This is a genomic window from Sinorhizobium kostiense (genome assembly GCF_017874595.1).
GTDB lineage: Bacteria > Pseudomonadota > Alphaproteobacteria > Rhizobiales > Rhizobiaceae > Sinorhizobium > Sinorhizobium kostiense.
This window is the reverse complement of the sequence record NZ_JAGILA010000001.1, coordinates 1-13155: the sequence shown is the minus strand read 5'-3', so window position 1 is coordinate 13155 and position 13155 is coordinate 1. Positions and strand designations below refer to the sequence as shown.

The following is a 13155-nucleotide window of genomic DNA, read 5'->3' as shown; positions in this document are numbered from 1 at the left end:
GGTCGCCGAACGGACGCCACCTGCGGACTGCATCCGTTCAGTTTCTTCACGAGCAAGGCGACTCCGACTTTGGCCGGGGTCGCCCGCGGGGCGGGGGTTAGCCAATGAAGAAAATTATATTCAGTGTAACGGACGGAAGGGGTTTCGACATCGGTCTCGTCCTGCTGCCGCTCGCGTTCCTTTTCGTCCTCTCCGGCCTGCCGCTCGTCTACAACGTGGTGATGAGCTTCCAGGAGGTCGACATGTTCAGCCTCGGAAGCTTCGTACGGCCTTTCGTTGGCTTCAAGAACTATGTCGATCTTTTCGCGCAGCCGGAAACCCAACCCATCCTCCTGAACACCGCCCTTTTCGTCAGCGCCTCGATTGCCGGCCAGTTCATCATTGGCTTCGGCCTCGCCCTTTTCTTCTGGATGAATTTTCCCGGCGCTTCCTGGCTGCGAGGCCTCTTCCTGGTCTCCTGGATCATGCCGGGCCTTGTCGTCGGTGCCATCTGGAACTGGATTCTCTCAGGCGATTTCGGCGTTCTCAACTTTTTCCTGCGGGAGACGGGCGTTATCGCCGGCAACATCTTCTGGCGCTCGGACCCCAACTACTCGCTTTGGGCGGTGATTATCGCCAATATCTGGCTTGGCACATCCTTCAACATGATCCTGCTCTCGGTCGGGCTGTCGGCGATACCAAAAGACCTTTACGAAGCAGCCGAGCTTGATGGCGCCACGGCACTCCAGCGATTCTTCACGATCACGCTGCCGATGATGCGGTCGACGATCGGCGCGATTATCGCACTCGGCCTGATTTTCACCTTGCAGCAGTTCGACCTCTTCGCCGGCATCACCTCGGGCGGACCGAACAACTCATCCAACGTCACCCAATATTGGGCCTGGGACCTTTCCTTCCGGCAATACGACTTCGCCAAAGGCGCGACGATCTCGGTGATCATGATCGTGTTGGTGATGCTTGCTTCCGTCGTCTATGTACGCTCCACCCGTCACGAGGTCCGAGGATGAGTGATCAATGGCGAAATCGGCTGATGCTCGCCGTGGCGCTCCTGCTGGCGGCCATCTACCTCTTCCCGCTCTACTGGATGTACGTCACCGCGCTGAAGACCGGTTCGGCGATGTTCGCGACCCCACCGAAATTTTTGCCCAGCGAGCCGCAATGGGGCATCTACTCCTTCGTCTGGGAAAGCCGGAACATGGGGCGCTATCTCTGGAACTCACTGGTCATCGCGCTTGGTGCGGTGTCGCTCATCGCGGTGCTCGGCGTCGGCTGTGCCTATGTGCTGGCTCGCTACCGCAACGCCTGGGTGGATGTCGGTCTTTTCCTGATCCTGATGCTGCAGGTGTTGCCGGCTTCCCTGATGGTCACCCCGATCTTTGTCGGCTTCTCGCAATTCGGCCTGCTGGAAACACCGCGGTTCGCGGTCATCCTGGCGATCGCCGCAAAGAACATGCCCTTCTTTGTCGTCCTCGTCAGGGCGACTTTCATGAGCGTGCCGATGGAACTCGAGGAGGCGGCGCTCGTCGACGGGAATTCGCGTATCGGCGCCTTCTTCAACATCGCCCTGCCGCTCGCCCGAAACGGCATTCTCGTCAGCGCCATCCTGATCTTCATGCAGGCGTTCGGCGAGTTCGTCTATTCGAAGTCGATGATCCAGGCCGTGGAGCTGCAGCCAGCCAGTGTCGGTCTCAATACCTTCATGGGGCCGAACACCAACGAGTGGAACAACATCATGGCCTATGCCACGATCTACGTGACGCCCGTTCTCGCCGTCTTCGTTCTCTTGCAACGCCGCATCGTTTCCGGCCTCACCTCGGGAGCCCTAAAATGACCCTTCAGATCGAGCTCAACGGCGTCAACAAGTTCTACGGAGCCTATCACGCGCTAAAGGACATCAATCTTGCGATCGAGAAGGGGACCTTCGTCGCGCTCGTCGGACCTTCGGGTTGCGGCAAGTCCACGCTGCTGCGCTCGCTTGCCGGCCTGGAGAAGATCACCACCGGTGAGATGAAGATCGCGGGCGAACGAATGAATGATGTTCCGCCGCGCAAACGCGACATCGCCATGGTGTTCCAGTCCTATGCGCTCTACCCGCACATGACCGTCGAGCAGAATCTGACCTATAGCCTGCGCATGCGCGGCGTAAAGAAAGCGGAGGCGCGTAAAGCGGCACAGGAGGTGGCGGCGACGACGGGTCTTACGCAATTGATGCACCGCTACCCGCGCGAACTCTCCGGCGGTCAGCGCCAGCGCGTCGCGATGAGCCGGGCCATCATCCGCCATCCGAAGGCGTTCCTTTTCGACGAGCCGCTTTCCAATCTCGACGCGGCCCTTCGCGTGCATATGCGCAAGGAAATACGCGCTTTGCACGACCGGCTCCACGCGACTTCTGTCTATGTCACCCATGATCAGATCGAGGCTATGACCATGGCCGATCATGTCGTCGTCATGCGCGACGGCGTAATCGAACAGCAGGGGCGGCCTCTCGATCTCTACGACCGCCCGGCAAACCGTTTCGTTGCGGGTTTCATCGGCTCGCCGGCCATGAACTTCATCCCGGCAGTCGTCGGGGAGGGAGGTGCACATGCGGTTCTCGACTTCGGGACGACAAGGGCGCGGTTGGCACTTGGCGATCTGGTCGCGCCAGGGCTCACGGCTACGGTCGGTATTCGGCCGGAGCACATGACGATCGTGCCGGAAGGTGAGGGCTCCTTCGACATTCCCGTGGGAATCGTCGAATCGACCGGCTCGGCCACTTACATTGCCTCAGCGACCCGGCCCGAATTGACGGTCGTCGAAACCGTGCGCGGCGGCGTTCGACCCGGTGACATAGTCGGGTTGGCGGTAGATCCGATGCACCTGCATCTTTTCGATACGGAAGGAAAGCGGATAGAGGTCGAGAAGGCTCGCAGCGATGCTGACGCGTCTCTGCGGCGTCAGCTCGCGGGCGCAACGTCAGAGCAGGTCCCCGTCTGAGCGCCCGTCGGCACTTCGCCTCACCGAGCGAGGCTTCGCCAATCCGCATCTGACTTCTTGACGGCCGACTTTTGGCGGCCGCCGTGACGACGGCCGCCAGGGATTAACTCAGCCCGAAGAACGACAAGATAGCGATTACGATCACCACTAGTCCCACGAGATAAATGATCTGGTTCATTTTGCTGGCTCCTTCCACGCCGGAAACGAGCGGCGGCGAGGGTATGTTCCAGACTTGCCAATGCGTCCGTACCGGGAGCGACAAGGTCGGGCCGGGCCCGGGGGCGCGCAGCCAACCTGTGGCGCTTACCCAACGCATGTTGTTCCGCCTGCGACCGAACCCCCTAAAATTCTAGATATGCGGGAAAGGGAATATGCATAAGAGTGCGCTAGACCGATAACGTCAACGAACCGGGAGCATGGAATCGTGCAGCGGGAAATGCCGTTCAAAGCGCAGAAGGACTGGCGGGTGGCGCGCAATGCGATTGGCGGCATCATCGGCTTCGCAGTGCTCGCGCAACTGCTGACCTATCTGAGCCTTGTGGCGCTTTCTGACCGACCTCACGTCGCCGCCATCGTCGCGGCCGGCCTCGTATCGTTGCTGATGGGCACTCCATTGATCGTGCTGTCGGCCGTTCAATTCCGCCGGGCCGCGTGGCTCCGCACTCAGGTAAACCATATTTCTTCCCGCGACGGCACGACCGGTTGCGTCACCGGACGCGGGCTCGTCCACCATGTAGACGGCCTGGAGCGCCGCCGCCGCCGTTCGGGTGACTCGCTGCAGGGCGCCCTCATTCACGTGCGAATCAACAATCTTGACGAGATGGCCGCGAGTTTCGGACCTCAGTGGAGCGATGAACTCTTGCAGTTTGTTGCCTCGACCATCAGCACGTCCGTGCGCCGCGAAGATATCGTCGCTCGAACGGGGCCTGCGAGCTTTGACGTGCTGCTCACGGGTGCCAACGAGTCGGACGCCGCCGAGGTCAGCGCCCGGTTGACCAAGGCCCTGGCCTCCTCCTACTTCGCAGGTGAGGGCAAGGCGGTCGATCTGGCATTGAGCGTGGGCGGCGTCTTGTTCGAAGGCAGCATCGACCTGGAGCGGCTGCATCGCACCGCCGCCTCGCAGACGGTGACCCTCACCGATAAAGCTGCGACGGGGCCAAGACTTGTGCGGCTGCCATCGGGTTGACACGCCCCCTGTCGTTGTGGCGTACGCGGGTGCTCGATACCACGCGAAGTTGTTCTATTTTTGCAACAAGGTGCGGTGAAAACCGCCGGAGGCTGCGGACTCCCTCAAAGGCGATGGCCCTCTTTTGTCGGCAATGTATTATGTGCGCAGTTTTTTGCGGTTTTCAGTACGGAATAGTATCGAAGTGCAGCGCATTGGTTGCGAGGGGGATTGATTGAAACTGGGCATGGGTATTCGCGGGGGATTTGTTTCCATTCTGCTCGCATCAACTTTTTTTGCCGGCGCAGCAGCGCAGGCGATGACATTGCGCGAAGCGCTTCAGATCGCAATGGAATCAAATCCCGAAATCGGACAGTCGGTTGAAAACCGTGAAGCGATTGAGTTCGAGCTTCGGCAGGCGCGGGGGCTTTATCTGCCCAGCGTTGATTTCGAGGCATCAACTGGCGTTCGTCATCTTGAAGATAGCAGCCGCCGGGCCACGTCCATCGAGAATGATCCGCTCTATCCATCGGAGGTAGGCCTAACAATCACGCAGAAGCTGTTTGATGGCGGCGGGCGCCGGGCCGAGGTGGAACGGCAGGCGGCACGGGTCGACAGTGCGTCCTTCCGCGTGCTGGAACGATCGGAGACGATCGCGCTGCAAATTGTTCGCGAGTATTTCGAATACATCCTGCAGCAGCAGATCGTCGACGAGGCGCGGCGCAACGTCGCCGCCCACCAATCGATCCGCTCCGACATTGACTCGCTGATTTCCGGTGGAAGGCTGACGGAAGCCGATCGTCAGCAGGTAGAAGAGCGGCTGTTGTCCGCAAGAGCGCGGCTGCAGGAAGCGCAAGAGGCGCTGGATACCGCGCAGATCAGCTTCAATCGCCTCGTCGGTCAACCGCTCACGAAGCCCTCGATGCCAAAATCCGTCGCGGCAGCCTTGCCGAGAACGCTCGAGTCGGCGATAGGCATCGCCCGCACGAACAATCCGCGCATCAAGTCGGCGGACGCCGATATCAACGTGGCCGACTCGCAGGTTAAGGCCGCCAAGTCGAACATGCTGCCCGAGATCGTCGCCGAAGGGCGGCTTCGTTCCGGCAACGACATCGATGGCTCGACGGGGAACACCTGGGATGCGCAGGCGCGCGTCGTGGCGCGATGGAATCTCTATCGTGGCGGCATCGACATAGCCAACGAGCAGGAGCAGATGCGCCGCGCCAGCGAGCAGCGACTGGTTTTCCATCAGGCGCATCGCGAGGTGGAAGAGGCCGTCCGCATTTCCTGGGAGCGGCGCGCCAGCCAATATGATCTCTCGCGCACGCTCAGAGCGCAAGCGCAGGTGAATGACCAACTGGTTTCGTCCTACCGCGAGCAGCTTGCGGTCGGCCAGCGTTCGTTGCTCGATGTGCTAGGGGCGCAGAACGCCCGGTTCAACTCGAATGTTCTTGCGAAGACAGCGCAATATGCCGCTTTGTTTGCAGAGTACCGTCTGCTCGCGGCGACGGGCCAACTCCTGTCGACGATGAGCATCAAAGCACCGGCACAGGCCGAAGCCTATGCGCGCACCGAATTCAACGTTCCCGCCGCTCCGGCGACGGAAACCTATCGGCGTGTGCCCTCAAGGCAGACGAATGGCTTGCCGCTGGATTTGCTTCAGCCAATCCGACAGAAATGATGACCTGCGCCAAAGGACATGATCGGTCATCCTTATGCAAGGCGTTGAAACGCAAGCGCGACCCGGCCCGGCATTGACCGGCTTCACGACCGCGTTCAAGGAGATCTGCATCTTCTTGAACCGGCCGTCTTCCGAAACCGTGCTCTTTTCGGACGTGCCCTTCGATGCGGCATCGCCGAGCTTCGAGGACATTTCCCGTATCGCAGAGCGCGTTGGGTTGGAGGCGGAGCTCGTTTCTCTGCGCGCCCTCGCCAACCGAAGTTTTTTCTTTCCGCTCCTCCTCGTCTTCAAAGATGGCCGTGCGGTCGCGATCCTGGAGGAGGGACCAGGCGGTGCTTTGACCTTTTCGAATGCGTCGTTCCAGGATGGCGTGGCCATAAGGCTTGCGGACCTGCGACTTGACGACATCGCCTATGCAGTCGCCTTCTCGGCGACCTATTTGAATACGGCGGCAGTTCCCGCTGTGGGGGAGGCGCATGAGATCGACCGCAGGCATTGGTTAACTTCGGCTGTCAGGCCGTTCTGGCAGGCCTATGCACAGGTTGCGCTGGCAGCCTTCTTCATCAACGTGCTCGCGCTGGCAACGCCGCTCTTCACCATGAACGTCTACGATCGCATCCTGCCCAACAAGGCGATCTCGACGCTGTGGGTGCTGGCAATAGGTATCGGCTTCGCCATTTTCTTCGACTTCCTGTTGAAAACGGTAAGAGCTGCGCTCATCGATTATGCCGGCCGAAAAGCCGACCTGAAGCTCTCTTACCTGCTCTTCGAAAAGATCTTGCATGCGACGCTCGCCTCAAGGCCGCAGTCGACAGGCGAATACGCGAACCGCGTCATGCAGTTCGAATTCGTTCGGGAGTTCTTCACTTCGAACACGGTAAGTACGCTCATCGACAGCCTTTTCGCCTTCGTTTTCATCGCGGCCGTTTACGCCGTGGCAGGGTGGATCGCGATAGTCCCCACGGTCGCCTTCTTATTGAGCGTCTTTGTCGGTTACGTCGCCCAGCGCAAGATTGGCAACCGGGTGGCCGCCGCCTCGAACGAATCCGCGCAGCGCCAATCCCTGCTGGTCGAAACGATCGGCGCCATCGAGACTGTGAAAACCCTGCATTCGGAGAAGTTGCTACTGCGCCGGTGGAACGAGCTGGGCAAGCATTCCTCCAATACGTCCGAGCAGATCAAGCAGGTCTCGTCATGGGCTTCGCATGCGACGCAGTTCGTGCAGCAACTGGTGACAGTCTGCATCGTGGTCGCCGGGGCGTATGAATTCGCGCAGGGCAATATTTCATCCGGCGCCATCATAGCGGCCAGCATGCTGGCCGGCCGCGCCGTCGCGCCGCTCGGGCAGATCGCTTTGACGCTTGCGCGGCTCCGGCAAGCACTGTTGTCACTGAAGATCCTCAATTCGATCATGGAGCAACCGGAAGATCGGCCGAACACGGTCGGCTTCGTCAACCGCGACATTCGCCAGGGAAGCCTCACCTTCGCCAATGTCGATTTCGCCTATCCGGGATCGGACCACAAGGTCATCCATGGCATGAGCATGACCATCAAAGCGGGTGAACGGGTCGGCATCATCGGCCGCATCGGCTCAGGGAAGACGACGATCGGCCGTCTGCTCGCCGGACTTTATCCTCCGAGCGCGGGCCGGATCCTGCTCGATGGCGTCGACATCCGGCAATTCCATCCATCCGTGGTACGCTCGGCGGTGTCCTTCGTCTCACAAAGTTCGGACCTGTTCTCCGGCACCGTCAAGGACAATCTGCTGATGGCCAACCCCATGGCGAGCGATGAGGAGATGGTGGCGGCGGCGAAGCTCGCCGGCGTTGACGATTTCGTCTCGCACCATCCACGCGGATATGACATGCCGGTCGGCGAGCGGGGCTCCCAGCTTTCGGGGGGGCAGCGCCAGGCCGTGGCCATAGCGCGCCTCCTGCTTCGCAAACCGAAGATCGTCTTTCTCGACGAACCTTCCGGAGCCCTGGACATGGCCAGCGAGCGGGAGTTGATCAACAGGCTTTCCACCGTCTTCGGTCGCGACGTGACCGTCTTGATCTCCACCCATCGTCACAGCATGCTTCAACTCGTCGATCGGCTTCTGGTCCTTGACAGAGGTCGCATCGTGGCCGACGGGCCAAAGGCGCAGGTCATCGATCAACTGCAGAAGCGGAGCGGCGCCATCAATCCCTCACCGGGGGCGAGTTCATGAATGTCGGAATGATTGAAAAGCCGCCGCTGGCGGCGCGCGCTGGGTTGCTTGTCATCGGCCTGCTCATCAGCTTCTTCGTGGCCTGGGCCGCGATTGCCGAGGTCGACGAGATCGCCCGGGGGGAGGGGAAGGTCATCCCGGTTTCTAAGACCCAGGTGATCCAATCGAGCGAACCGGGCATCGTTCGCGAGATCGCCGTTCAGGTCGGGCAGGTCGTCCGCCGCGGCGATCTGATCCTGCGGCTGGACGATACTGCCAGCGGTTCGTCGCTCGGTGAACTCGAAGCGAAGGCGCGTTCGCTACGCGCGCAGATCGCGCGCCTGGAACTCGAGGAGGCGGGGAGGTACGATTCCGATTACCAGTGCCCGGAGGACATTGTCAGGACGGCCCCGGCCATATGCACCAATGAAGAACAATTGCTTCGTGCGAAGGCCAGCAACTTCAGCAACAAGCTCTCCGTAATGCAGGCGCGTCATGGCCAGCGGCAGAAGGAACTCGCTGAGGCCGAGGCCAACATCGCCAGACTCTCGGACAGCCTTGAAGTGACCGAGCGCGAACAGGAATTGTTGGCGCCGATGGTTAAGCGCAAACTTGTAGCGCAGACGGAATTGTTGCGTGTTGAGAAGGAGTTGACCGATACGCGCGGCCAACTCGCCCTGGCGAGAGAATCGATCGGGCGATTGGAGGCGGCGGTCCGCGAAGCGGAATTGCAGGTGACGGAGCTGTCGCTGCAGCTCAAGCAGGAGGCTCTCGCGGAAAAGACCGAGGCACTCTCGCAGCTTTCGGTGATCGAGGAAACGATCCGAGGGGCGACCAGCCGGGTGGCGAACACCGACATTCGCTCTCCGGTCGACGGCATCATCAATACGCTCGAGGTCAATACCGTCGGTGCCTATGTGACGCCGGGCGCAGTCATCGGCGGCGTCGTGCCGACGTCCGAAACACTTCTGGTGGAGGCCCGCCTTTCACCGCGCGACGTCGCCTTCGTGCGCGTCGGCCAGCCCGCCCTCATCAAGATTTCGGCCTATGATTTCTCCATCTATGGTGGTCTTGGCGGCGAGGTCGAAACCATTGGTGCAGACAGCCTCGTAGATCCCAATAGCGGCGAAACGTACTACCTCGCTCGCGTCAAGACAGACGAGGCTGCGCTCGAAAAGGATGGAAGGCAATATGCGATCATGCCGGGCATGATCGCATCGGTCGACATCATGACGGGCAAGAAGACTATCCTCACTTACCTCATGAAGCCGATCAACAAGGCACGTGAGGAAGCGCTGCGGGAACGCTAAACTGATGACTGCCAGCCACCCGAGTGCGGAAGAGATGAGCGCCCTCAGATTCCGCGTCGTGACCGTCCAAGGGCAGCGGCGAGGGATCAAGCTCGAGGAGATTTTCTGGTCGAGCCTTTCGGAACTCGCCACGCAAAGGGGCATGAAACTCGCCGACATCGTCGCCGAGTGTGAGCGGGGCGTCGGCGAAGGCGGTAATCTGACCGCCAGGCTGCGTTATGTCGCGACGCGCTATTTGCGAGATCAATTGTCCAACGCCAGGGCGCGCAGCAGTCTCCCCATCGTCGCCGGCCAGGTGCATGCCTGTCCATCTCCAGCTTTCGCTCTTGCAGGCAACAAGCGCATCATCGCCTATAATCCCGCGTTCCTGGCATTCGTTCAGTCGCGGTTCTTAGGCTTCCAATCGTCACCTCCGGCACAGGGTCTGAGGCTCTCCTTCGACGTTCAATTCGCCGAACTGGTGGAGCGGCTGAAGGCGTCCCCGGGCGAACCGCAACCCGCAGGGTTCACAATCGGCATCAATCAGCATGTGACCCGGGGCCGGCTCAATGCCGCGCTCGCGTCTTTGCTCGATCAGGACGTCGTGCTCGGCTTTGTCCTGGCATGATCTTTCCGGCCGTCACTCGGTCTATCGCAGCGCGCCCTCACCAGGCATGACGTCAAGCAAGGTTGGGGCGGCGGAAGCGATCTTGTCGTTGGCGGCCTTGATGCCATGGATCCACGTGCGGTCCGCGCTGACCGAGAACAGCGGCTGATAGTCGGGCAGGGCGCTATCGAGCTTCACTTCGTTGCTCAGGTTGTCGAGGATGAAATAGCCCTGACTGGTCATCACCGCGAGGACCGCGTGGTACAGGTTTCGCCTGGTGTCGCGGACGACGACAACCGACATCGACTGCGGCGGCAGGCCCAGTTCCTTGAGCGCCGCCATCTTTAATATGGCGTAGTCTTCGCAGTCACCCTTGCCGCGAGCGAGAATTTCGCTCGGCACTGCCCAGTGATCCTTCGCACCATAGTTCTGCGCGTCCGGTTCATAGCGCACCAACCAGTTGACGGTGCGGTTGATGCCGTGCAGCTTCTCGTGAAATTTGGCATTGGCCGCGTTGCCGATTGACTTGCGCAGGATTGCGCTCGCCGGGCATTCGGCGGTCGTGCCACATCGGTCGAAATTGGCCGCCTTGACATAGGGAAAGACCGCCTTCCATTTCTGCGCCGCAGGCACCGCGGTTACGCGAAAGGCCACCGATCGGAACACGGCCGTAGGGGCATCGCCGGAGGCGGCATTGCGCGGAGGGCGAAGCGAAGTGACGGCGGCGACCTGCCGAGGCTGCCGGGAGGCGAGCGCTCCCGTCGCTTTCTGCCAAATGTCGATGGTGCTCGCAGCGGCAGCGATTGGCGCGCCGAAGCCATACCGCATAGGTGCAAAGGAGGCGGCTTCGGATTGACCGGCTGCCGCCGCGGTCGGGACCAGCAGGCCGGCCGCCAAGAGAAATGCCTTCGAAGAGACCTTAATGCCTGTCCAGTTCTTTCCGTTCATTGCCGCACCTCACGGTTGAATGACGGCACCCTACGAACAAAAAGAAAAACTCACGTAAATCGACACGGAATATCTTTGGTGTCCTCTAGACATACTATTTATCTAAAACTTTAGTCAAGTTATATGCTTTATCGATGGGTGTATGGCTGGCGTAAACTGGAAAATAGTCGAGCGATACGCAGGATTGTTATTGGATCGCCGTACCCGGCGCTGAAAGCGAGGGGACAACTGGTGAAGATTCGATGGCGCAACTGCCACGGAGGCCGGCCCATAAGGCATAAGATGATATGCGAATAAACCATCGCGAGTAGATTGATGCAGTTTTTGCATACCCTGATATATAGGCGTCTCTCTTCGATTCCGCTCAAGAATTGCTTTCAAGGTCAAGCTGTGTTTACTTGCGATTAACTTATTGAGGATTTCTCCATGGCAACCAAAGGTATTTCAGTTGCCGGTGGCGCGAACGCGTCAACGGTCGAAAATGTTATGGCAGGCGACGAGGTTTTCGCAAAGGGAAGTCGCCTGGTCGCGCAAGCGCAAGCTGGAGAAACGTCCGAGCCGCAACTCCTGGATCCTGCGACAGGTGGACCCGCAGAAGGTGCTCTGGCAGCGACGCCTGCACCGGATGTGCCGGAAATTGTCAAGGCGGATGCCGCGAATATCGTGCGGCTCCCAGCTGGCATCTCCCTGGAGAACATAAAGGTCATCGGCAACGATGTCGTCCTCGAGCAGCCGGATGGCACGACCATCAGAATCGTGAATGCGGCGCTCAATGTCCCGACATTCGTTATTGGCGATGCCGAGATTCCGAGAGAAACGCTGGTTGCAGTCCTCGAGGGGAACGGCATCAACGTCGCCGCAGGGCCGGATGGAACGATCAGTGTGGTCTCCGGCCAGAGTAGTGGAGGCAACTTTTCGAATAATAACGCCGAGATCGGCGATGCTGGTCCGGTGCTTGACCTCTTGTCCCCGACCGAACTGCAGTTTGGCGCTGTAGCGCAAGAGGAGGAGTTGTCGGCGCTTCTCGATCCGAATGATGCGCCCGACCTGGCCCTGGCCGATGCCGGCATGGTTACTGAGGACGTCTCAGTGGGCGGAGACGGCAATCTCAGGACCAGCGGCACGATCGCGGCCACGGATGCCGACGCCAACGACACGCTGACGGTAACGAGCACGCCAAACGGTGAGCCGAGCTGGAGCGACGGCACGCTGACGCAAGCGCAGATCAACACGCTGCTGGCCGGCTTCAGCGCCACCGAGAGCGGCTGGAGCTACCAGGTTCCGAATGCGCTGGTGCAGTTCCTCGATGCCGGCGAGACGATCACTCTCAGCTTCGACGTGACGGTCACCGACGATAGCGGCGCCACCGACACGCAGACGGTGACGATCACCATCAACGGCACCAACGATACGCCGGTGATCGAGGCGACGGCGAGCGGCGCGGTCACCGAGGACGTCGCGGTCGACGGCAGCGGCAATCTGACGGCGAGCGGCACGATCACGCTCGCCGACGTCGACACCAACGAGACGTTGACGGTGACGAGCACGCCGAGCGGCCAGCCGAGTTGGAACGGTGGCCCGCTGACGCACGCTCAGACCGACACGTTGCTGGCCGGCTTCAATGCAACGTCAACCGGCTGGAACTATCAGGTTCCGAACGCGCTGGTGCAATTCCTCGGCGACGGCGAGACGATCACGCTGAGCTTCGAGGTGACGGTGACCGACGACAACGGCGCCACCGACACGCAGACGGTGACGATCACCATCAACGGCACCAACGACGCGCCGGTGATCGGCGAAAGTTCGGTGACCAGCGGTTCGGTGACCGAGGCGGGGCTCGCCGCGGATGACACGACGCCGGTGACCGGACCGTCGACGGCGACCGGGACGATGGTCTCGAGCGACGTCGACAATGGCGCGACGGCGACCTGGAGCGGCAGCGCCAGCGGCAGCCTTGGCAGCTTCGTCATCACCGCCGGCGGCGTCTGGACCTACACGCTCGACAACGGCCTTGCCGATAGCCTTTCGGAGGGCGAGACGGCGACCGAGACCTTCGTCGTCACGGTGACCGACGACAATGGCGCCACCGACACCCAGACGGTGACGATCACCATCAACGGCACCAACGACGCGCCGGTGATCGGCGAGAGCTCGGTGACCAGCGGTTCGGTGACCGAGGCGGGGCTCGCCGCGGATGACGAGACGCCGGTGACCGGACCGTCGACGGCGACCGGGACGATGGTGTCGAGCGACGTCGACAATGGCGCGACGGCGACCTGGAGCGGCAGCGCCAGCGGCAGC

Annotated in this window: 10 protein-coding genes; 9 read left to right on the top strand and 1 reads right to left on the bottom strand. The window is 60.8% G+C overall.

Annotated features, from left to right (window positions below):
• The first annotated feature begins 104 nt into the window (after positions 1-104).
• The 8 genes from J2Z31_RS00050 to J2Z31_RS00015 all read left to right on the top strand — a co-directional run bounded on the left by J2Z31_RS00050 (position 105) and on the right by J2Z31_RS00015 (position 9927).
• The gene (locus tag J2Z31_RS00050; RefSeq protein ID WP_209599842.1) at positions 105-1007 is read left to right on the top strand and encodes a carbohydrate ABC transporter permease; all 903 of its coding nucleotides are present in this window, start codon (positions 105-107) and stop codon (positions 1005-1007) included.
• Entirely contained in the window at positions 1004-1831 is an 828-nt protein-coding gene (locus J2Z31_RS00045) for a carbohydrate ABC transporter permease (RefSeq protein ID WP_209599841.1), read from the top strand. The genes J2Z31_RS00050 and J2Z31_RS00045 overlap by 4 nt, the downstream gene beginning before the upstream one ends.
• Complete coding sequence (locus J2Z31_RS00040; protein WP_209599840.1) at positions 1828-2976, top strand: ABC transporter ATP-binding protein; 1149 nt, start codon at positions 1828-1830, stop codon at positions 2974-2976. Before J2Z31_RS00045 ends, J2Z31_RS00040 begins: the two co-directional genes overlap by 4 nt.
• 424 nt (positions 2977-3400) lie before the next feature.
• Positions 3401-4162: a GGDEF domain-containing protein gene (locus J2Z31_RS00035; RefSeq protein ID WP_209599839.1), complete on the top strand. Its 762-nt coding sequence runs from the start codon at positions 3401-3403 to the stop codon at positions 4160-4162.
• A gap of 226 nt (positions 4163-4388) precedes the next feature.
• Complete coding sequence (locus tag J2Z31_RS00030) at positions 4389-5822, top strand: TolC family outer membrane protein (RefSeq protein WP_209601015.1); 1434 nt, start codon at positions 4389-4391, stop codon at positions 5820-5822.
• 34 nt (positions 5823-5856) lie between these two features.
• Positions 5857-8031: a type I secretion system permease/ATPase gene (locus J2Z31_RS00025; protein ID WP_209599838.1), complete on the top strand. Its 2175-nt coding sequence runs from the start codon at positions 5857-5859 to the stop codon at positions 8029-8031.
• The gene (locus J2Z31_RS00020; RefSeq protein WP_234939208.1) at positions 8028-9320 is read left to right on the top strand and encodes an HlyD family type I secretion periplasmic adaptor subunit; all 1293 of its coding nucleotides are present in this window, start codon (positions 8028-8030) and stop codon (positions 9318-9320) included. The genes J2Z31_RS00025 and J2Z31_RS00020 overlap by 4 nt, the downstream gene beginning before the upstream one ends.
• A gap of 4 nt (positions 9321-9324) precedes the next feature.
• Positions 9325-9927: a ribbon-helix-helix domain-containing protein gene (locus J2Z31_RS00015; RefSeq protein WP_209599837.1), complete on the top strand. Its 603-nt coding sequence runs from the start codon at positions 9325-9327 to the stop codon at positions 9925-9927.
• Between the two features lie 21 nt (positions 9928-9948).
• Here the strand turns inward: J2Z31_RS00015 and J2Z31_RS00010 are convergent, their stop codons facing one another.
• Complete coding sequence (locus J2Z31_RS00010; RefSeq protein ID WP_209599836.1) at positions 9949-10854, bottom strand: transglutaminase-like cysteine peptidase; 906 nt, start codon at positions 10852-10854, stop codon at positions 9949-9951.
• Between the two features lie 426 nt (positions 10855-11280).
• Between J2Z31_RS00010 and J2Z31_RS00005 the strand changes: the two genes are divergently transcribed.
• Positions 11281-13155: VCBS domain-containing protein (locus J2Z31_RS00005; RefSeq protein WP_209599835.1), on the top strand; the 1875-nt coding region annotated here is incomplete at its 3' end.

Bases quoted from the DNA above. Each gene is read 5' to 3' on its own strand.
- J2Z31_RS00050 (WP_209599842.1), top strand. From the start codon at position 105: ATGAAGAAAATTATATTCAGTGTAACGGACGGAAGGGGTTTCGACATC.
- J2Z31_RS00045 (WP_209599841.1), top strand. From the start codon at position 1,004: ATGAGTGATCAATGGCGAAATCGGCTGATGCTCGCCGTGGCGCTCCTG.
- J2Z31_RS00040 (WP_209599840.1), top strand. From the start codon at position 1,828: ATGACCCTTCAGATCGAGCTCAACGGCGTCAACAAGTTCTACGGAGCC.
- J2Z31_RS00030 (WP_209601015.1), top strand. From the start codon at position 4,389: ATGGGTATTCGCGGGGGATTTGTTTCCATTCTGCTCGCATCAACTTTT.
- J2Z31_RS00025 (WP_209599838.1), top strand. From the start codon at position 5,857: ATGCAAGGCGTTGAAACGCAAGCGCGACCCGGCCCGGCATTGACCGGC.
- J2Z31_RS00020 (WP_234939208.1), top strand. From the start codon at position 8,028: ATGAATGTCGGAATGATTGAAAAGCCGCCGCTGGCGGCGCGCGCTGGG.
- J2Z31_RS00015 (WP_209599837.1), top strand. From the start codon at position 9,325: ATGACTGCCAGCCACCCGAGTGCGGAAGAGATGAGCGCCCTCAGATTC.
- J2Z31_RS00010 (WP_209599836.1), bottom strand. From the start codon at position 10,854: ATGAACGGAAAGAACTGGACAGGCATTAAGGTCTCTTCGAAGGCATTT.